Raw genomic sequence first — 20,405 nt, 5'->3', positions numbered from 1 at the left:
GAGCCACTGTAGAGCCACTGTAGAGCCACTGTAGGGCCACTGTAGAGCCACTGAAAGACCACTCATCGTTCGTCTTTTGTTCGTCTTTTGTTCGTTCATCGTTCGTCTTTTGTTCGTTCTTTGTTCATTTGCCCGTGCGGCTCGCACCGTCTTTTGTTCCTCCTAGCTTCCAATAATCTTCAACTTTCAATCTTATTCCCTTCTTCTAAAAACTTTTCACACTTCATTTCTCATTTACTAATTTTCAAATTTGCTAATAGTACCTACCCTTGTACTACCCTTTACCTTTTATCTTTTACCTTTTACCTTTTATCTTTTACCTTTACCCTTTATCTTTTACCTTTTAACCCCTTCATTAATCATTAACCATTATTTAAATATTCATAAAAAAAGTTCCTATTTCCAAAAAAATATTATACCTTTGTCATTATTTTAAATTCTAAAGCTATGAAACAACTATTTATTGCATTTCTCATTGTGTTAGGATTGAGTGCTTGTACCAATCCTGAAGAAGCTATAAAAGCGTATCAGCAACAAAAGGAAGCTATAGGTTTGCAAACTCCCGAAAAGCAAAATGAACTTTTAGGGCAGAACCCCGTTGCTTTTCAGCAGAACCTACAAGCGATAAGTAAACAATGCGCTGAGGTGTTAGCTAACGCTAAAGGATTACCTTCTGATTTTATAGTTAAAGAAGAGAAAGAGAACCAATACGAACTCTTGTCTCTTACTTCTGCTTATTTACTGAATCATCGCAAATATACCGAAGAAGAAGCCCCTGCTATCAAAGCCTTGGAAGAATCTCTTAAAGATGTAGATTTAGATAACGCTACCGATTTCGATGCGTATAATGCTTATAAAACCTTAGTGCATAATTGCTTCCAACTGAAAATCTATCGCTATCAAGTGCAATATGAGTTCAACGACCCGTGGGGTAAGATTTTAGCCGATTTCAATAAGCTCAAATCACAAAATATTAAAGAAGACCTCACCCCTTTGCTCATCGAAGGCGTATCGGCTACCTCCGCTGAGACTACCAATGAACAGATTATAGCCTTAGTGCAAAAAGCAGTGAAAGATAACGAACTGTTAAACGCTCTTTCAGGACGCATTGCTACAGTAAACCGACTCAAAGCAGGACAACCTTTCCCTCTTTTTAAAGGTCTTACCGACTTGAACGATAAAGAAGTGAAATATGAGAGTTTACCTCTCAAAGGCAAATTGCTATTTGTAGATATATGGGCTACTTATTGCCCTGATTGCCGTAAAGAGTTGCCCGCCTTAGAAGCCTTACAGCAATCCTATAAAGGTAAGCCTATTGTCTTTCTCAGTATTTCAGTAGACCGTGATAAAGAAGCGTGGAAAGAGATGGTAAAGAATGATAAACTAAGTGGTATTCATCTGTATACCACCCCAGAAGTGAAAGATACTTATAAGTTTTTGTACGACTTGCGAAGTATCCCTCGTTATATGCTTATCGATGCACAGGGTAATATCATCAACAGCAATGCACCAATGCCTTCCGATAAAAACTTGAAGGAATTGATAGATGTGAGTTTAAAGGCTCTTACCAATCCCAAAGCTAAATAAAAACTTTGCGTTAAGAATATATTTTTTAAACCAATATTATACCATAAAATGAAAAGAATTCTATTTTTAGTAGCTTTATTGATGGCAATTCCTGCCTCAGCTCAGTTGCTTCGTCATAATTTCGACGAAGAAGGCGATACTTTTATTCAAGGTATTGTGCGTGGACAGTTTTGGGCTCGCCTTACCGAAACAAACCCTGGTACTACCGTACAAGGTGAACCTGCCGATAAGGTATTCGACCTTTCTGTAAGGCGTTATCGCTTAGGTTTCTTCGCCCAAGTAGAAAAGAAATGGTTGTTCTATATCCTAATGGGAAATAACAATCTCAACCAAAGTACCCTCCAAAGCTCCGATTTCCGTCTGCTTGACGTGCTCGGTCAGTATACTTTTAGCGAAAAATTGAGCATTGGGGTAGCCAAGACCACCTTTGCAGGAGCAGGGCGCTTTTCCAACACTTTCTCTAACGGCTCTATGCTCACTCTCGACCCTTCCGTTTATTATCTTAACACCCTTAATCATTTCGATGATATGGGGCGTAGGATAGGTGTTTACGCCAAAGGTCAGTTAGGAAAGATTGATTATTTTGTTTCTTTGCAAAATTCACCTGCCCCCTCTGATAATGTTCGTACAGCTTTTAATTATAGCAAAGGGCAACCCAAAGTGCTTACTTCCTCTTACCTAAAATATGAGTTTTGGGACGATGAGAGCAACAAATTGCCTACTAGCGGAGGTAATGGCACTTATTTAGGAACTAAACATATAATGAATCTCGGTATTGGCTATGAATATCAAGCTAAAATAAGAGAAATCACAGATGGAACTAATACTTCCTATCGCGATTACTTTAATTTAGGTATCGACTTCTTTATAGATACTCCTATTTCTGAACGCAACGACGCTATTACCGCTTATTTGGGCTTTAACAGCACTCATTTTGGTAGTGATTATGTAAGAAGTGTGGGTGCTAATAGCATTTTTGGAGGAGGAACCTCTCTTAATGGGGCTGGCAATGCTACTCCCGCCATAGGTACAGGTAGTACCTTATTCTTGCAATTAGGCTATCTGCTTCCTAAATGGGAAAATTGTAATATTCGTGTACAACCCAATGCAGGCTGGCGATTTGCTAACTATAAAGCCCTTAACAGCAACGTGAATATCTATTCAGTAGGCGTGAATACTTATTTTAACGGACAAAAGAGCAAACTCTCCTTAGGCTATGAGAACCGCCCTATCTTCGATGCTACTGATAAAAAGGTAAGCACTCGCTTAGGTACTTTTGTATTGCAATACCAAATAGAGCTTTAAGAGAGAATATTGGATAGTGAAAAGTCGTTTTTCTATCATATATTCTCCCTTCTAACTATTTAATTTGCATTGTATATCACCTTCTAAACAAATAAAAGAAGGCTGTCTGTTTTATATCAGACAGCCTTCTTTATATTAGTATTAACATTAACTGCTAATCATTAATCATTAAAAAAAGTGTTTTTTACTTTCTCTACAAAGTCTAACTTTTCCCAAGTAAAAAGCTCTACTTCTATCGTTTTTGTCTTGTGATAAGGTGACGAGAACACTTTGGTTACCACCTTAGGTGTACGTCCCATATGTCCGTAAGATGCTGTTTCGCTATAGATAGGATTACGTAGTTTCAGGCGTTGTTCTATATCATACGGACGCAAAGGGAAGATTTCTTGTATCTTTTTCGCTATTTCACCATCGGTGAGGTTTACCTTAGCTGTACCATAAGTATTTACGTACACGCCCGTAGGTTCGGCTACCCCTATGGCGTAACTCACTTGCACCAATATCTCATCGGCTACTCCTGCGGCTACTAAGTTCTTAGCGATGTGTCGCATAGCATAAGCTGCACTGCGGTCTACCTTGCTCGGGTCTTTGCCGGAGAAAGCGCCTCCGCCGTGAGCCCCTTTACCGCCATACGTATCTACGATGATTTTACGACCAGTCAAGCCTGTGTCGCCGTGAGGACCTCCTATCACGAAGATACCCGTAGGGTTGATGTGGTAAATAATCTTGTCGTCAAAGAATGGTGCATATTGAGGATACTTTTTAATCACACGCGGTATGAGAATGTTCACAATGTCTTCTTTTATCTTTTGAAGCATCTTCTTTTCCGTGTCGAACTCGTCGTGTTGGGTAGAAATCACAATCGTGTTCACGCGCACCGGTTTGTTGTCATCGCTGTATTCAAGGGTTACTTGGCTTTTCGCATCGGGGCGCAAATAGGTAATCTCTTTGTTTTCACGACGTAAATCGGCTAATTCTCTCAGCAAAGCGTGCGAGAGGTCTAAGGCAAGAGGCATATAGTTTTCGGTTTCGTTTACCGCATAACCAAACATCATTCCTTGGTCGCCAGCCCCTTGTTCTTCGGGGTTACCGCGGTCTACCCCCTGATTGATATCGGGCGATTGTTCGTGAATTGCCGAAAGCACACCACACGATTTGGCTTCAAACATATAGTCGCTTTTAGTATAGCCAATTTTCTCAATCACGTTGCGCGCAATTTGCTGTACATCTATGTAGGTGTTCGATTTTACTTCCCCAGCCAATATTACCTGACCGGTAGTAACTAAAGTCTCGCACGCCACCTTCGAATGAGGGTCGAAAGCAAGAAAGTTGTCGATTAGAGCATCGCTTATTTGGTCTGCGATTTTGTCGGGGTGTCCTTCAGAAACGGACTCAGAGGTGAATAAATATCCCATTGGTAATTATGATTTAGTAGAGGACGCAATTGTAAAGAAGAATGGGGAACCGACGTGAAAAGCAAGTAAAGATTACTGTTTTAGCATTTTTCGGGGAGTACCCCAAGAGGTTGCAATCAGTACAAATTTGTCCTCTTGTTATGTTTTTCGGTGCAAAGGTATAAAATAATTATAAATGAACAATTATAAATAAATAAATTTCTCTACTGTTCATTCGCTCACACCTATTTGTCGTGCTAATTGCCTGTGTGGCTTGCACTTCACTCTGTGGCTCACACTAAAGTCCTATCACTATCCCAACACTCGGTATAAAACCACTGCTGAAAACACTTTTGTCCTTCTTGTAGAGCACATTGTAGCTCACACCTATCTGTATATACACATTACCCCCCACATTTTGCATATAACCAGCTCCCACATACAAGGCATCTTCCTCAGTATTGTATTTGTAATTGGTGCTTTTATGCTTCTGAGAGATAAAATAATGCTGATAAGAATTACTCACATATGCCACCCTACCTATGTAATAGGTTAAAGCAGGGCCTACGCCCACTAACAAACTGCGGTAGTATTCCGAGTTTTGAAAAGAACCATTCACCACAGCAGCAAGCTCCAAATCCTCAGTGATTTTGTACCCCAAGCGTGGCGATACATCAATCCCCAATCCATAAGTAGAGTAGCCAATGCCTATATTTCCGCCATAAGTCCAAGGGTTAGGACGGCTGTTTTGGTAATCAGGGTCTAAAATATTAGGACTTTGTGACCAAGCTAAGTGGCTCATAACAAGGAGTGTGATAGCTGATAAAAAGCGCTTCATATTCATATGTTTATATTTTTCGGCAAAGATAATAAATAATTGCAAATAGCCAAATCTTACCTTATCAATAAGCAATGGCGTATTTTTCTATAAGATAATACTTTTTTAGAAAAACCAATAACAGAACATAAGTGTAACTACCTTATAGCGCTCAGCCAAGGTGTACAAAGGCTTTCAGTAACATTCCTATATCTATCGTCCAAGATTCGTTCAAGCTTCCTATAAGCTTCCTATAAGCTCCATATAAAAATTTTTTTACCCAAAAAAACGCTCATAAAAAATATATTTATCACATTTTCAGTATATAAACTCTCAAAGTTCTAAAAACGCCATTTTGTCAATAAAGAGGCTATAAAACATATTTATTTTCTGTTTTGGAGTCTATTTTTAGAAAAATATTCTAAAAGAAGAATCTCTTTTTTCTTTTGTTTGTATTTCTCATTTTTTTTTAGAAAACTTTGCACTGAAAAATAAAGCGATTTATGAATTTGAAAAAATTATTAGTTTTTGTAGGTATTTTCCTTTGGGTATTACCTTCCTTAGCGCAAAATGTAACGATTAAGGGCTCGGTGAAAGACACGAAGGGTGAACCTATGATGGGCGCTTTTGTCTTTATAAAAGGCACCCAACACGGTACTTCTACTGACTTTGATGGCAACTATACTCTCAATGCCCAAGTAGGCGATGTACTCAAATATTCATTCTTGGGAATGAAATCCGTCGAAAAGAAAGTAACGGCAGGTGTAACCCAGATAGATATCGTCCTTCAAGACGATATTCAGCAATTAGAGGGTACAGTGGTAACTGGCTATGGAAGCAAAAAAATAGCCAGTCGCACGGTGGCTTCGGTAGCTACTGTAAAAGGCAAAGATTTTGCCGAAACCCCTAATGCTAATATCACCGATGCACTACAAGGTAAAGTGGCAGGTATGGTGGTAACTACCGAGTCCGGAAGACCAGGAGCAAGCTCTTCGGTACTCATTCACGGGCTCAACACGTTTATGTCAGTTTTTGATAAGACGATAGTCTCAGAACCTTTGTATATAATAGATGGTGCCCCTGTAAGTGGCGATATAATGACGATGTATAACCCTACCGATATAGAGAGCGTAACAGTACTCAAAGACGCTGCTTCTACTTCTATCTATGGAGCTCGTGCTGCCAATGGGGTGATTTTAATTACTACCAAAAGAGGTAAACGCAATGAGCGCACTCATATTACTATTAATCATCAGTTGGGCTTCTCAATGCGCACCAATGTAACTCGCAAATTCTTTGATAATATGGCGAGCCCACAAGAGTATATGGACTTTTGGGTAAAAAAAGACCCCAATGCTATTGTAGCTTTCGGTAGGCGTTCGGGCTACACCCAAACTACGGCAAGAGCTATCGCCGATAGTATCTTGGCGGCAAATCCTTATAATACACGTTGGGATAAAGTTTTCTTTCGCGATTTCGCTCCTATCTCACGCACCGATGTGTCTATTTCGGGAGGAAGTAATACTACTTCTTATTACATTTCGTTGGGCTACTTAGACCAACAGGGTATCAAGGCGCGTTCGGACTACAAACGCTATAATCTCAATACTAATTTGGACACTCAAATAACCGATTGGCTTAAAGCAGGGCTTTCAATCTCCTTAGGAACTACCACTGCCGAAGGAGTATCGAATGCTGGTAGTGAAACCGATATATTGTCGCTTCCTATTTATTCTCCCAAAGAGAGCGATGGGAAGAGAAAGAATTACATTCCTTCTTTTATTAATCGTCAAAATGGCTTTTTTCACCCTGATTATATGGCTGAAAAATACCCTTCTATTGATTATACTGAGGATATATTGCCTATAGGGTATTTATTAATAGAACCTATCAAGAACCTGACATTTAAAAGCCAAGTAGGGATACAGTATAATGTAAATGAAACTGAAAGCAAAGGGCCTCTGCCTTCTTATATAGATTATCGTTATAGTAATGATAGTAGCAAAACGGTAGCACAAACCTTTCGCTATCTCAATAAATACATACAGCGTACTTATACTAACCTATTGCAATACAAATGGAATATAAAGAACTTACACGATTTTGACTTCCTATTGGGGCAAGAATCTATCGAAACGCTGTGGCGCTCGTTCAACGCATCGTCTAAGGGGCAACCTTCTGATGCTTTATCAATGCTCAGTCACGGAACTAAAGAATATAATGTAGGAGATAGCCAATCTGAATCAGGATTTAATTCCTATTTTGCCCGTTTGGAATACTCTTATAAATACCGTTATTTTATAGACCTATCAGCACGCCGTGATGGTTCATCAGCTTTTGGTTCAAATAATCGCTATGCCAATTTCTGGGCGATAGGAGGAATGTGGAAACTCAAAGAAGAGAAGTTTTTGCAAAAGGTAAATTGGCTTACCAGCTTAGATTTGCGTTTTAGCACCGGTATTTCGGGCAACTCTTCTATTGGTGATTATCGCAATAGAACCTTGGTAGATGCTTCAAAATTATATAAACAAACCCCAGGTTATTTTATTGCGATGCTCGGTAATCCGGATATTATGTGGGAAGAACAACAGAAAACAACACTCGGCTTACATATCGGTATCGCCAAAGGTACTACTATCAATTTTGAAGTGTATGAACGCAATACCCATAAAACTCTTGCACAACGTTATATAAACTCAGCCTCTGGCTTTACTTCTATTCCGGATAATATAGGTGATATGCAAAATAGAGGTTTTGACCTTACTATTTCAACGATTGCGTATAGAAGTAAGAACAATGATTTAAGCATACGTCCTTATTTCAATATGAATTACAATGAACAGAAGGTAACCTCGCTATTCTTGAGCAAAGATAATTTTGTAAATAGACTTTTTAATAATGGATATAGGCTAAATGAACCATTACAATGGGCATTGCCAATATTTAAGGGTATCAATAAAGACGGAGATGCCGAATGGTATCAACGAAACGAAGATAACCCTATGATACAACAAAAAGACGACTCCAAAGTTACGACCCAATTCAGTGAAGACCTAATACAAACTACAGGTAAGAAAATGTTTGCACCTATCAATGGTGGTTTTGGGCTAAGCGCTACTTATAAGAATGTATCACTCGATTTGGCATTTTCTTATGCTTTGGGCAAATGGCTCATCAATGAAGACCGATATTATACTTTAAACCAAAGCACTTTTGGAGGTAAGAATTTTAATAGAGAATTGTTTAACTATTGGAAACAAGAAGGTGATGATACAGAGTTGCCTAAGCTCAGTAGTGCTTACTATATGCGCAAAGATACCCGCTTACTCGAAAATGCCTCTTATATGCGATTGAAGAGTATAAGTTTAAGTTATGCGCTTCCCCAGGAGGTAATAGACCAAATGAGATTCTTTTCAGGGGTGCGCCTATATGCATCGGCACGTAATATTTTCACCATTACCAAATATTCAGGAGCCGACCCTGAGTTTTCTAATACATTATCAAGAGGAGGTTATCCGCCTGCTCGTCAATTTACTATAGGTGTAGAACTTAAATTCTAAAAAGGGAAAATGAAAAAAATAATATATATAGCACTTTTATCTTCTTTTTTGGTGTCGTTGCCTACGGGTTGTGCTCGTTTGGACTTAGACCCTTATAATTACGCCAGCGAGAATACCAGTTTTAAGAATAAGCGCGATGCCGAGATGTGGGTAAACGGGATGTATAACGCTTTGCGTGATTACAATCAGGGGCAACAGATGTATGCCTCAGACCTCCAAGCCGATTATCTCAACGCAGCTGCGGGAGCGATGGAAAAGTTGCCCGATATGCATCGGTGGTCTACGTTTGCTTCTTCAGAGCACGCTACTGCCTCGATATGGAAAGAACGCTTTCTTATCATTCAAGATATAAACACGGGTATTAAGGGCTTCCCTAATATACCTGAGCAATCAGAAATACAAGAACTTACAGGAGCTCTCTACTTAGGGCGAGCCTATTGCTTTACCTATTTGGTTACGCACTTTTGCAAACCTTATAACAGTAGTACAGCAACTACCGATTTAGGTTTACCTCTGCTTACAGCTCCTACGCTCAAGAACTTTCCTCCGCGCAGTAGTGTAGCCGAAACCTATGATTTTATACTCAGTGATATTCAGAAAGCCGAAACCTTATTGGCAAACCAAACAGGAGCAGCAGGAGCTGATACTTTCACCCTCGATGCTGCCAGAGCTCTCAAAGCAAGAGTCTTGCTCTATAAAAATGATTGGGCACAAGCCTACCAAGTAGCAGTAGCACTTATCAATACTAATCGCTATCCATTGGCTACCTCTGCCGATGCTTTCAAAAAAATATGGACAGAAGATGATAATGCCGAAAGTATTATCCAGTTATACGCAGCTGTCAATGCAGGAGTTTATGAAACTTCTGATAATACCAATGAGCTCTATTTAGGCGAAAGTGAAAGTTTCTTTTTCCCAGGACAGATAGACGCTAATCCTAATGTGTTGCCCACTCAAGATTTTATAGATTTATTTACTACTGACGACTGGCGAAAAGATGTTTTCTTGAAAGAAGTAACCGTAGGGTTTAGCTCTCTTTATGCTGTAAACAAGTACCCTCGAAATAGAGAATTAGAACCTATTGATAGTTATAATTTTTATTATGGGCATAAGGCTAAGCTTTTTCGCATAGCTGAAACTTACCTTATAGCAGCCGAAGCTGCCTATAAAAACAATGATGAAACTAATGCTAAAAAGTACTTAAACCTATTACGTGCTGCAAGAGGGCTCAGTGCTATTACTACCTCAGGAAGCAACCTTTTTGCCGACATACAAAACGAGCGCAATAGAGAGTTAGCTTTTGAAGATTTCCGCCTGTATGACCTTAATCGCTGGGGATTGCCTGTAAAAAGAGGTACCCCTCAGGATGTAACGGCTATCAGGAATACTCCTGCCTCTGATTATAGTGAACTCAATATTCAGGTAGGAAGTAATTACTATTACAAAATAGTATGGCCTATACCAATAGATGATATAGACTACGAACAAGGCAATTGGAAACAAAATCCTAATTGGTAATCCTATAATTAGCAAATTAGTAAATGTGGAAATTTGCTAATTTGCTAATTTTCTAATTTATAAAAATATGGAATATCACGAATTATACAAAAAACTAAAAACAGTTTTCGATACCCAGCGCGATACCGAATTACCCGAGCTGGGTATTCGTATTTTGCATAATAGCTTCTTCTCCGAAGGGGCTAAGTATTACTTGCCAGGAAGTCCGCATTTGTTTTGCCAAGAGCATAACTTATCGTTTCCTTCTCAGCTTAATGATGCGCAAGACGACCTCCATTGGGCTGACTATGATGTGGATTGTAATATTCATTTCCAGTATCATATAATACAACCTTTAGGAACTCCAAAAGCAGAAGGGGTGATTATTGTATTCCACGGACTCAACGAAAAGAAATGGGATAAATACTTACCGTGGGCTTATGGATTGGCAACACAAACAGGTAAGGCAGTAATGCTCTTCCCAATAGCCTTCCATATGAGTCGTGCCCCTGAGCGATGGAGCTCTCGCCAAGAAATGTACATTATTGCACAAAAGCGTATGAATGAGTTTCCGGATAATTCGGAAACCTCTTATGTGAATGCGGCGACTTCTACGCGTTTAGATGCCTTTCCTCAACGTCTCTTTTGGTCGGGTTTGCAAACGTATAACGACATAGTACAGCTCATCACCGACCTGAAAGCGGGCTTGCTCCCTACCATTTCACCTACGGCTACGGTAGACCTTTTTGGGTATTCCATAGGCTCTTTCCTTTCTGTAATATTGATGATGGCAAATCCCAAAGGCTATTTTACTAATTCCAAACTCTTTTGCTTCTGCGGAGGTATGACTATCGACCGTATGTTCCCCATCTCTAAATACATAATGGACGGACGTGCAGCGATAACAATGCAGAAAACCTTTGCCGAACTGCTCAGCACCAATTTCAAGAACGACGACCGCCTAAGACATTATCAAGACAGTAACCTTCATTTTGGTGAAGGTTGGTTCAAAACGATGTTGCGCTACAACTATTACCAGAAAGAACGTGAACAGCGCTTTTTGCAGTTGGAGAAGCAAATCAAAGCTTTAGTATTGGAGAAGGACGAGGTAACACCTCCTATTGAGGCACTCAACACCCTTAAAGGAGGTTACAGAAATATCAATATAGAGGTACAAATAGAAGATTTTCCTTATCCGTATACCCATATGAGTCCGTTTGCCCTCACTACCAAGAATGCCCCTCAAGTAACCGAGGCTTTTGAGAGGTTTGTAACATCGGCAGTAGCGTTTTATTTAGGTAAAAGATAAAAGGTAAAAGGTAAAAGGGAAGTACAGGAATAACGAATGATAAACAAAAGACGGTGCGAGGTCGTAGCACGACAGGCCGGTGCGAGCCACACGTGCAGGTGCGAGCCGCACGGGCAGATAATGAAAAGATGAACAAAAGATGAAGGAAAGGTGAACGAAGAGTGGGTCTACAGTGGGTCTACAGTGGCTAAAGGACGAACAAAAGACGAAGGAAAGACGAATAAATGACGAATCTATACCGAAGATAAGGTGAAGAAAGATTATAGAAATATTGGCTATTAGGAGTTGCACTTGTGATGTATTTAACCTATATAATTGTAAATAACTACTAAACACTAACGGCTGACAACTGATGATAGATACACATACACACTTATATTCAGAAGAATTTGATGCTGACCGTACCGAGATGATCGCACGAGCCAAAGCAGCTGGCGTAACCCGTTGTTTTATCCCAGCTATTGATGCGAGCTATACCCAGCGAATGTTTCAGCTGAAAAACGATTATCCTGACTACGTTTTCCTAATGAACGGTCTGCACCCTTGTAGCGTGAAAGAAAACTATCAGGAGGAACTTGCGCACATTGAGAATTTGATGCAATCGCATTTCTTTTGTGCTATTGGCGAAATAGGCATCGACCTTTATTGGGATAAAACTTTTCTCAAAGAGCAACAAGAGGCTTTCCAGTGGCAAATACAGTTGGCTAAAAAACATCAGTTGCCTATTGTTATTCACTGTCGGGAGGCTTTCGACGAAGTGTTTGAGGTTTTAGAAACTGAAAAAAGCGACGACCTTTTTGGCATTTTTCACTGCTTTACAGGCACAGAAGCGCAAGCTCAGCGCGCTATTGGTTACGGCTTACATTTAGGTATTGGCGGAGTGGTAACTTTTAAGAACGGAAAGATAGACCAGTTTTTAAAAAATATAGATTTACAGCATATCGTTTTAGAAACCGATTCACCTTATTTGGCACCAGTACCTTACCGCGGGAAACGCAACGAAAGTGCTTATATAGTGAAAGTTGTAGAGAAATTATCGAATATATATGCTTTGCCTGAAAGCGAGATCGTACGCCTTACTGACGAAAATGCTACAAATATATTTAAGATTTAATTAGGTATTATCAAATATATTTCGTTACTTTGCCTTTTGTTATCCAAAACAAAAGAATATAGAGTATCTGAAATGACCGATTATTTCAAGTCCATACGTCCGTTTAACGACAACGAAGTAGCACGTGCCTTGTCGCAAATTAAAGATAATCCTTTGATTCGAGCGATGATGGCTTATGCATTTCCTGATGAAACTCCTGAGGAGCGAGAGCGACGACTGCTTGCTTGCCAAAAGGTGTCAGATTTTCAGGAGGATATAATGTATCAAGTGGTTACTAAGGCGATTGAGAAAAGTATTTCGGAATTTACCTGTGATGGGTTTGACGGTTTAGACCCCCGCAAAGCTTATGTATTTGTTTCCAATCACCGCGATATTGTTTTAGATACTTCCTTATTAAACGTTGCCCTATACGATAATCACCTCTCGATGACGGCTTCGGCTATGGGCGACAATTTGCTCAGGAAAAAGTATTTGAAGATATTGGCGATGCTCAACAGAAATATCATTATATATAGGAGTCTGCCTCCACGAGAGGCTTTGGAGCATTCTAAATTGGTATCGGAATACATTTACCACTGTATTACAGAGGAGCACCGCAATGTGTGGATTGCACAACGTGAAGGACGTACTAAGAACGGCGACGACCGTACCCAGCAAGGAGTTTTGAAGATGCTCACCCTTAATGCTCCCGAAGATATATCACCTTTGCAGTACCTCAAAACACTCAATTTAGTACCAATGTCGATTTCTTATGAGTTTGACCCTACTGATCTGTTGAAGTTGCCTGCACTTATTGCCCAACATAACGGGGTAGAATACGTGAAATCTAAAAAAGAGGATTTTGAGAACATCATTCAAGGCTTGTTGGGACAAAAAGGACGTGTGCATATTTCGGTAGGACAACCGCTGTACGACCAGATAGACACTATAGAAGCCACACATCAGCATCTTAACAAGCAATTGCAAGCCTTAGCTGAATGTTTGGACAAAGCTATTCATCAACAGTACAGGTTGTTTCCTGCGAATTATATTGCTTATGATTTGCTGAACGACACCTCTATATATAAGGAATACTACAACGAAAAAGATTTCCGACGTTTTGAACGTCGAATGAACAACCGAAGCAATTCTGAAGACCTTTCACAAAAGAAGTTTTTAGAGATGTACGCCAATCCTGTAAAGAACAAACTTGATGGAAACCAATAATTCAAAAGTGCTCCTCATCTATACGGGGGGGACTATCGGGATGATAAAGGACTACCAAACAGGAGCCTTGCGCGCTTTCGAGTTCGATAATCTTTACAAGCGTATTCCTGAATTGTCTCATTTAGATTGCGATATTTCGGTGCACTCGTTTGAGAAAGTGATAGACTCCTCGGATATGAACCCCCAACATTGGATTGAAATTGCTGAGGTGATTGAAAGAGAGTATAATCACTACGATGGTTTTGTAGTGCTCCACGGCAGTGATACGATGAGCTACTCGGCTTCGGCTTTAAGTTTTATGCTACAAGGACTTACTAAACCTGTAATATTTACTGGTTCACAACTGCCGATAGGCGATTTGCGCACCGATGCCAAAGAGAACCTCATTACCTCTATACAGCTGGCAGCGTTGAAAGAGAATGGCGAGCCGGTGATACAAGAAGTAGGACTCTATTTTGAGTACAAGCTCTACCGAGGCAACCGTACTACCAAAATAAACGCCGAGCACTTTCAAGCTTTTGCCTCGCTGAACTACCCGCTGTTGGTAGAAAGTGGTGTACATTTAAAGGTAATGAAAGAGAACCTTTTACCCCGCAAGCAAAAGCAACACTTAGAAGTGTGGAAAGATTTTGAAACTAATGTAGCGATTATCAAGATGTTCCCAGGCATTACTGCACCTATACTGAATGGTATTTTCAATATCCCAAATCTGAAAGGGGTAGTGTTAGAAACCTACGGTTCAGGTAATGCTCCTACCGATGCGTGGTTTGTAGAGAGTTTGCAGAGTGCTATTAATAAAGGAATACATATAGTGAATGTTACCCAGTGTTCTGGAGGTAGTGTGATGATGGGCAAATATGAAGCGAGTGAAGCCCTCAAAAAGATGGGAGTGATAGACGGAAAAGACCTCACAACCGAGTCGGCAATCACAAAATTGATGCTTTTGCTTAAAAAAAATATTTCCCATAAACTATTCAAAATCAAGTTTGAAGAAAATATAGCTGGAGAAATTTAGCAAAAAATTAAGAAAAAACTTGTGGGATAGAAAAATAATTTGTTACTTTGGCATTCAGAAACAGCATAGAGAGAGGTGTCCGAGTGGTCGAAGGAGTACGCCTGGAAAGTGTATATACGCCACAAGCGTATCGAGGGTTCGAATCCCTTCCTCTCTGCTTCTTTCTAAAAAAAACAGAATAATTATTAAACATTAAATTATCAACTAACAATTTAAAAAGATTAAACAAATGAAAAAAATGTCATCTAAGCTACTTCTAGTAGCAATGTTAATTTTAAACGTGGCTATGGTTAGCGCTCAGGAAGCAACTGAAACGATGCAACAAAGCAAAGGCTTCCACCAAGTATTTAAAGAGCGTTTTATTGAAGGGGGTCCTATGTATATGGCTCCTATCTTGCTCTGCTTGATTATTGGTTTGGCAGTAGCTATTGAGAGAATTATTTACCTCAATATGGCGACTACCAATTCTAAAAAGCTAATCGCCGATATTGAAGAGGCATTGGATAGCAAAGGTATTGAGGCAGCTAAAGAAGTGTGCCGTAATACAAAAGGCCCTGTTGCATCTATTTTCTATCAAGGTCTTGACCGTTCATCAGAAGGTATTGATATGGTTGAAAAATCAGTAGTATCTTACGGAGGTGTACAGATGGGACAATTAGAAAAGAACGTATCTTGGATTTCGCTCTTTATTGCTATTGCACCGATGTTAGGGTTTATGGGTACGGTAATTGGTATGATTGAAGCGTTCGATAAGATTAGTTCAGCTGGTGGTTTGGACGCATCATTGATTGCTGGTGATATCAAGGTTGCCTTGCTTACTACAGTGTTTGGTTTGATTGTAGCAATGATACTACAAGTATTCTACAACTACATCATTGCTAAAATCGACGCTATCGTAAATGATATGGAAGATGCTTCTATCTCATTGATAGACCTTTTAGTAGCAAGAAAAATGAAATAATTTATTCACCCATTAAACAACTTTAAGTATGTATAAAATAGCAAAATATGGAGCTCTTGCTTTGGGCGTAATTGGGGTAGTTCTATGGATTGTTTTGTCTTTCTTTACAAACGCTGAGGATCCCAACAACGGTACTATGCAAGCTTTGTTTGTGCTGACTTATGTTCTTTTAGGTATTGCTTTGTTGGCAGTAATCGTATCAGCGGCACAAAACATTTTAGCTTCACCAAAAGCACTTAAGAAAACGCTTATCTATACGGGAGGATTTGTGGTAGTTCTTCTTTTAGCTTATATCTTCTCATCAGGAGCTGTAGAAGCTAATGCCAGTGACGAAGTGAAGAAAGCCAGCGAATCTGTAAGAAGATGGGTAAGCACAGGTTTAATCGCTTTGTACATATTGGTAGCGGTAGCCGTAGTAGCTCTTATAGCTTCCAATGTAAAAAAAGCACTAATGAAATAAGAAATTATGGCAAAACGTTCCGCACCCGAGGTAAATGCAGGTTCAATGGCTGATATTGCTTTCTTGTTGTTGATATTCTTTTTGGTAACAACAACTATTGAGAGCAACTCAGGGATTACTGTAAAGTTACCTCCTAAACCACAAGAAAATACGCCACCACCTCCACCAGTAAAAGAGAAAAACGTATTGGTAGTGGTAGTGAACAAGTACAACCAGTTGTTAATAAACAACGAAGTTAAGGAACTTAAAGACGTAAAAGAAACAGCGCTTAATTTCTTGGATAACAATGGAGATGGTTCTTGTACTTACTGTAAAGGTAAAAGAGACCCTCTATCATCAGACAACCCAGATAAAGCAGTTATTTCTTTGCGCAATGACCGTGAAACTTCATATCACACTTATATAGCTGTACAAAATGAATTGATTAAGGCATATAATGAGTTACGTGAGCGTGAACGTAGACGTTTGTTCCCTAACGAAGTACCTTACGTTCAGATAGAGGAAGAATTTAACGCAGCTCGTACTCCTAAAGACAGGAAAGATGCGTTAGAACCTAAAATCGTGAAATTACAGGAGCTATTCCCAAGAAAATTGCTTGAAACAGCACCTAAGAAACACTAAAATTAGAAGGATATGTCAAAATTTACAAAAAAGAAAAGTGGCGAAACGCCCGCTGTTTCTACGGCTTCTTTGCCAGATATCATCTTTATGCTTTTGTTCTTCTTTATGACAGTAACAGAATCTAAAGATAGTGATTTGATGGTACAAAATAAGTTGCCAGTGGCAGACCAGGTACAAAAATTGGACAAGAAAGACCCAGTTGTGTACATTTATGCAGGGAAACCACTTCCTAAGTATCAGGCTAAGTTTGGTGTAAACGCTAAAATTCAAGTGAATGATAAATTCATTGATGTTTCGGAGGTAAGCCACTATATATTGAATTATAGAGAAGGTTTACGCGATGCACTAAAAGATGTATTTATGACCGCTTTGAAAGTAGATGCTGATACCAATATGGGATTAGTGAGTGATATTCGTGAGAAATTGCAAGATGTTAATGCCTTGAAATTGACTTATATCGCTCGTGAAGGTTCTCCTTTGAATCAAAAATAAATAAGAAACATATTTCTGTGTTAAAAAGACTACCTTAAAAATTAGGGTAGTCTTTTTTTGTTATTATGAATAAAAATATTACCTTTGCATTATTAAAACAAGTTAATAGTAATTATTTATGAGAAAAATCGTTTTACTTTTTGGATTACTCCTCAGTGCAGGAGTAGCTTCAGCACAGTCTTTTGGTGCTGGTGATGTACAAATTAACGGAGGGTTAGGTGTTTCAACTCCAGGGGTTATGGTATATGGTTCAGTGGACGTTGGGATTAATGACCAAATAACCGTAGGAGGTGAGTTATTTTACCGTGGTAGAAACTACAATAGCGTAAAATACAATAATATAGGTATTTTAGCTACGAGTAATTACCACTTCAATAAACTTATAAAAAGACTTCCTTCAAACGTAGATTTGTACGGTGGTTTAAGCTTGGGATATTACAATTGGAGTAATGATTATAAATATGACAATTGGGATCCTTATTATGACTCAGGATTTGCAGTGCGTCTTCAAACAGGGGGGCGTTACTTCTTTACAGAAAACTTCGGTGTGAATGCTGAGTTGTTTGTAGAACACAACTCTTTTGCAACAGGAGGTTTTAAAGCAGGTGTTACTTATAGATTTTAATAACTTAAAAAATGAAAAAAGGGACTTCTGAGGAAGTCCCTTTTTTATTATGCTTTTTTAGCTTCTTTTAGTAAGTAGGCTCTGAATAAACGCAGTTCGTCCCAACTGTATCTTTCTTCTGTCTTTTCATAAAGACTTTTCAGGGTAGTAAGTTCTTCGTTTTCTTTGAAAATTGTATTCAGTTCATTGATAGTTTTCTCAGGGAGTACCTCAGTAATAGCAATTTTGTCTTGTTCTATGCATTTGGCTATGTGAGAATAGATAGTAGCCTGTGATAGCGTACGCTCTTTGGCTATTTCGGCTACTGTTTTGCCTTCTTTCCAAAGCTGAAGTGTAATATCATAAGTAGAGCGTTTTTCCTTCTTGGGTTTATCATCTTTGGAGAGAGGATATTCGCCTATAAAGAGTTTTTCGTTCTTTAAAATATTATTAATTTTTCCGGTGAGTTCAGTATACAAAGTTTCTAATTTGGCTGAATGTATCTTTTCTTTATCAAAAGGTTGGTCGGATTGTGCTAATTGTATCATTTGTTCTAAGCGGAAGAGCTTCTTTAGCGTCTCGGAAAGGCTATTGTCTAACTCTTTTAGTTCGGTGAAAAATTGTTTGACTTTTTTCTGATTAGCTATTTTGCCTTCAACTAATAGCACTTCATACCACAATTGTTCTAAGAGCGGTGTAAAATAAGTGATACCTTTGGCTACGCGTTCGAAAATATGCTGAACATCGGTTGCATTATTGAAAAGTGTTTTGAGTTGCTTGATGAATTTTTCGGAGACGGTAACGAGTTCTTGCACTCTTACTAACTGCTGTGATGCCCAATCTTTATATAGGTTCTTATTGCCAATTTCACCTGAATAACTATTGCGGTGTAACACCCATTCTTCTAAAAGAGTATTCCATTGGAAAGTGTTTAGAATATTCTCCTGCAAAAATTCGGTTTTTCCTGTATAACAAGCGGTTTGCACTTCTTTTTCGGAGGCTTTGTTCTCGGCATAACCTATCACTTCGCCATTGTTGTTGATACCATTAGCACTTACTGAGGATAGCAATACCAAGCCGTCTAACGAGCGCAGGCGCGAAAATGCTACATAGGCTTGACCTGAGGCAAATACGCTTGCCAAATCTAAGATGGCTTTCTCGAAAGTGAGCCCTTGACTTTTGTGTATGGTAATTGCCCACGCCAAGCGCAATGGGTATTGGGTAAACGAGCCCAGGCGCTCTTCTTCTATATCTTTGGTTGTTTCATTCAGTTTATATCGCACGTTTTCCCATTCGTAGCGTTCGACGTTTATGACCCTTCCACCATCTAATTTCACAGTAATTTCACCTTCAGAAAGAGAGACTACTGTACCCATCTTTCCGTTGAAAAACAGATGTTCTCCTGAAATGTCATTTTTGATGAACATTACTCTTGCGCCTTCTTTTAGCTGAATGACTTTTTCGATAGGGTAGAGGTATTCGGGAAAATCATCAACAATATCAGCCTCGTAAGAGAATAGGGGAGAAGAGAGTTTACTCATTTCGCGTTGGTTCATTGCATCGGCTTTGGCGTTGTGAGTGGTGAGGGTGATGTAATCTTTTAGGTGTTTTTTAGGGAAATCTGGCTGTACATACTTTTCTAACTGTTTGATATCCTCAGAGGTAAGTTGGTTTTCACGCAAGTGATTTAAAATGGAGATAAACAGCTTATCGGTTTGTCGGTAAATGGTTTCGAGTTCTACATATAGCAAAGGATTTTGAGTTATGACTTCGGACTGAAAGAAATACATTCCTTTATAATAATGTTTGAGCACTTCCCATTCCTCTTGTTTTACTACGGGGGGCAACTGTAACAAATCGCCGATGAAGAGCACTTGTACGCCTCCGAAGGGTCGTTTGTCTTTTCGGATAAACTGTAACATATAGTCCATAGCATCGAGCACATCGGCACGGAGCATACTCACTTCATCTACAATTAGCAATTCCATATTGCGGATAACCTGCTGTTTATTTTTGTGCATTTGGAAGTGTTTCCGCAAAGAAAATCGGTTTTCAAAGCGCAAGAATTCATTCACAATAGGGGGATTGCTGAGTGTTGGTAAGAAAGAAGCAAAAGGGAGTTGGAACATCGAATGAATAGTTACTCCGCCAGCATTGAGAGCAGCAATACCCGTAGGGGCAACTACCACCGTATTTTTATAACAAGTATTGATGATTTTGTGTAGCAGAGTAGTTTTACCTGTTCCTGCTTTCCCTGTGAGAAAAATATTCCTATTTGTTTGATTTACAAGTGTAAGTATGTACTCTTCCATACCATTTGTTTGGTTGTTATCATTTAAAACGCAAAGATACGAAACTTATTTTAATTAGCAAATTAACAAATTAGATGTGAACTACACAGCTAAATTTTGGTAGGAAGGAGGGTAGGTTTAGCTTATAGAAAGCTTATAGGAAGCTTATACG

At 39.1% G+C, this 20,405-nt stretch carries 15 protein-coding genes, 1 tRNA gene and 1 pseudogene; 14 read left to right on the top strand and 3 right to left on the bottom strand.

Annotated elements, in window-relative coordinates; all coding sequences use genetic code 11:
• The first annotated feature begins 447 nt into the window (after positions 1 to 447).
• Both HMPREF9078_RS01035 and HMPREF9078_RS01030 read left to right on the top strand, forming a co-directional pair.
• The gene (locus HMPREF9078_RS01035) at positions 448 to 1,587 is read left to right on the top strand and encodes a TlpA disulfide reductase family protein (RefSeq protein WP_009418855.1); all 1,140 of its coding nucleotides are present in this window, start codon (positions 448 to 450) and stop codon (positions 1,585 to 1,587) included.
• Positions 1,588 to 1,635: 48 nt separating this feature from the next.
• On the top strand, positions 1,636 to 2,892 hold the full coding sequence (locus HMPREF9078_RS01030; RefSeq protein WP_009418854.1) for a hypothetical protein: 1,257 nt from the start codon (positions 1,636 to 1,638) through the stop codon (positions 2,890 to 2,892).
• A 161-nt stretch (positions 2,893 to 3,053) separates the two neighbouring features.
• On the opposite strand, the gene metK is transcribed toward HMPREF9078_RS01030, so the two are convergent.
• Both metK and HMPREF9078_RS01020 read right to left on the bottom strand, forming a co-directional pair.
• Positions 3,054 to 4,307: a methionine adenosyltransferase gene (gene metK, locus HMPREF9078_RS01025; protein ID WP_009418001.1), complete on the bottom strand. Its 1,254-nt coding sequence runs from the start codon at positions 4,305 to 4,307 to the stop codon at positions 3,054 to 3,056.
• A gap of 277 nt (positions 4,308 to 4,584) precedes the next feature.
• Positions 4,585 to 5,199 carry a hypothetical protein gene (locus HMPREF9078_RS01020; RefSeq protein WP_009418852.1) on the bottom strand — a complete coding sequence of 205 codons (615 nt, stop codon included), beginning with the start codon at positions 5,197 to 5,199 and terminating at the stop codon, positions 4,585 to 4,587.
• A gap of 407 nt (positions 5,200 to 5,606) precedes the next feature.
• Between HMPREF9078_RS01020 and HMPREF9078_RS01015 the strand changes: the two genes are divergently transcribed.
• From HMPREF9078_RS01015 to HMPREF9078_RS00960, 12 genes are all read left to right on the top strand, one after another.
• Positions 5,607 to 8,663, top strand: a complete 3,057-nt coding sequence (locus HMPREF9078_RS01015; protein ID WP_009418851.1) for a SusC/RagA family TonB-linked outer membrane protein — start codon at positions 5,607 to 5,609, stop codon at positions 8,661 to 8,663.
• Positions 8,664 to 8,672: 9 nt separating this feature from the next.
• The gene (locus HMPREF9078_RS01010) at positions 8,673 to 10,181 is read left to right on the top strand and encodes a RagB/SusD family nutrient uptake outer membrane protein (protein WP_009418850.1); all 1,509 of its coding nucleotides are present in this window, start codon (positions 8,673 to 8,675) and stop codon (positions 10,179 to 10,181) included.
• 67 nt (positions 10,182 to 10,248) lie between these two features.
• Positions 10,249 to 11,469: a DUF6051 family protein gene (locus HMPREF9078_RS01005; RefSeq protein ID WP_009418849.1), complete on the top strand. Its 1,221-nt coding sequence runs from the start codon at positions 10,249 to 10,251 to the stop codon at positions 11,467 to 11,469.
• A 352-nt stretch (positions 11,470 to 11,821) separates the two neighbouring features.
• The gene (locus HMPREF9078_RS01000) at positions 11,822 to 12,583 is read left to right on the top strand and encodes a TatD family hydrolase (RefSeq protein WP_009418847.1); all 762 of its coding nucleotides are present in this window, start codon (positions 11,822 to 11,824) and stop codon (positions 12,581 to 12,583) included.
• A 72-nt stretch (positions 12,584 to 12,655) separates the two neighbouring features.
• Positions 12,656 to 13,789: a 1-acyl-sn-glycerol-3-phosphate acyltransferase gene (locus tag HMPREF9078_RS00995; RefSeq protein WP_009418846.1), complete on the top strand. Its 1,134-nt coding sequence runs from the start codon at positions 12,656 to 12,658 to the stop codon at positions 13,787 to 13,789.
• Positions 13,776 to 14,804 carry an asparaginase gene (locus HMPREF9078_RS00990; protein WP_009418844.1) on the top strand — a complete coding sequence of 343 codons (1,029 nt, stop codon included), beginning with the start codon at positions 13,776 to 13,778 and terminating at the stop codon, positions 14,802 to 14,804. Before HMPREF9078_RS00995 ends, HMPREF9078_RS00990 begins: the two co-directional genes overlap by 14 nt.
• Before the next feature lie 69 nt (positions 14,805 to 14,873).
• Positions 14,874 to 14,961, top strand: a tRNA-Ser gene (locus tag HMPREF9078_RS00985).
• 72 nt (positions 14,962 to 15,033) lie between these two features.
• Positions 15,034 to 15,765, top strand: a complete 732-nt coding sequence (locus HMPREF9078_RS00980) for a MotA/TolQ/ExbB proton channel family protein (RefSeq protein WP_009418843.1) — start codon at positions 15,034 to 15,036, stop codon at positions 15,763 to 15,765.
• A gap of 28 nt (positions 15,766 to 15,793) precedes the next feature.
• Positions 15,794 to 16,225 carry a hypothetical protein gene (locus tag HMPREF9078_RS00975; RefSeq protein WP_009418031.1) on the top strand — a complete coding sequence of 144 codons (432 nt, stop codon included), beginning with the start codon at positions 15,794 to 15,796 and terminating at the stop codon, positions 16,223 to 16,225.
• Positions 16,226 to 16,231: 6 nt separating this feature from the next.
• Positions 16,232 to 16,846, top strand: coding sequence for a biopolymer transporter ExbD (locus HMPREF9078_RS00970; protein ID WP_002673266.1), 615 nt, complete (start codon positions 16,232 to 16,234; stop codon positions 16,844 to 16,846).
• A gap of 12 nt (positions 16,847 to 16,858) precedes the next feature.
• The gene (locus HMPREF9078_RS00965) at positions 16,859 to 17,338 is read left to right on the top strand and encodes a biopolymer transporter ExbD (protein ID WP_002673265.1); all 480 of its coding nucleotides are present in this window, start codon (positions 16,859 to 16,861) and stop codon (positions 17,336 to 17,338) included.
• A gap of 118 nt (positions 17,339 to 17,456) precedes the next feature.
• The gene (locus HMPREF9078_RS00960; protein WP_009418842.1) at positions 17,457 to 17,963 is read left to right on the top strand and encodes an outer membrane beta-barrel protein; all 507 of its coding nucleotides are present in this window, start codon (positions 17,457 to 17,459) and stop codon (positions 17,961 to 17,963) included.
• Positions 17,964 to 18,010: 47 nt separating this feature from the next.
• Here HMPREF9078_RS00960 and HMPREF9078_RS00955 read toward each other — a convergent pair.
• Positions 18,011 to 20,257, bottom strand: a pseudogene (locus HMPREF9078_RS00955) (helix-turn-helix domain-containing protein); the annotation flags it as partial.
• Positions 20,258 to 20,405: the final 148 nt, after the last annotated feature.

Origin of the sequence: Capnocytophaga sp. oral taxon 380 str. F0488, assembly GCF_000318255.2 — a bacterium.
GTDB lineage: Bacteria > Bacteroidota > Bacteroidia > Flavobacteriales > Flavobacteriaceae > Capnocytophaga > Capnocytophaga ochracea.
The sequence above is the reverse complement of the archived record's forward strand: the minus strand, read 5'-3'. Positions and strand labels throughout refer to the sequence as shown.

Bases quoted from the DNA above. Each gene is read 5' to 3' on its own strand.
- HMPREF9078_RS00990 (WP_009418844.1), top strand. From the start codon at position 13,776: ATGGAAACCAATAATTCAAAAGTGCTCCTCATCTATACGGGGGGGACT.
- HMPREF9078_RS00975 (WP_009418031.1), top strand. From the start codon at position 15,794: ATGTATAAAATAGCAAAATATGGAGCTCTTGCTTTGGGCGTAATTGGG.
- HMPREF9078_RS01035 (WP_009418855.1), top strand. From the start codon at position 448: ATGAAACAACTATTTATTGCATTTCTCATTGTGTTAGGATTGAGTGCT.
- HMPREF9078_RS00960 (WP_009418842.1), top strand. From the start codon at position 17,457: ATGAGAAAAATCGTTTTACTTTTTGGATTACTCCTCAGTGCAGGAGTA.
- HMPREF9078_RS01030 (WP_009418854.1), top strand. From the start codon at position 1,636: ATGAAAAGAATTCTATTTTTAGTAGCTTTATTGATGGCAATTCCTGCC.
- metK (WP_009418001.1), bottom strand. From the start codon at position 4,307: ATGGGATATTTATTCACCTCTGAGTCCGTTTCTGAAGGACACCCCGAC.
- HMPREF9078_RS01015 (WP_009418851.1), top strand. From the start codon at position 5,607: ATGAATTTGAAAAAATTATTAGTTTTTGTAGGTATTTTCCTTTGGGTA.
- HMPREF9078_RS01000 (WP_009418847.1), top strand. From the start codon at position 11,822: ATGATAGATACACATACACACTTATATTCAGAAGAATTTGATGCTGAC.
- HMPREF9078_RS01005 (WP_009418849.1), top strand. From the start codon at position 10,249: ATGGAATATCACGAATTATACAAAAAACTAAAAACAGTTTTCGATACC.
- HMPREF9078_RS00995 (WP_009418846.1), top strand. From the start codon at position 12,656: ATGACCGATTATTTCAAGTCCATACGTCCGTTTAACGACAACGAAGTA.
- HMPREF9078_RS01010 (WP_009418850.1), top strand. From the start codon at position 8,673: ATGAAAAAAATAATATATATAGCACTTTTATCTTCTTTTTTGGTGTCG.
- HMPREF9078_RS00970 (WP_002673266.1), top strand. From the start codon at position 16,232: ATGGCAAAACGTTCCGCACCCGAGGTAAATGCAGGTTCAATGGCTGAT.
- HMPREF9078_RS00965 (WP_002673265.1), top strand. From the start codon at position 16,859: ATGTCAAAATTTACAAAAAAGAAAAGTGGCGAAACGCCCGCTGTTTCT.
- HMPREF9078_RS00980 (WP_009418843.1), top strand. From the start codon at position 15,034: ATGAAAAAAATGTCATCTAAGCTACTTCTAGTAGCAATGTTAATTTTA.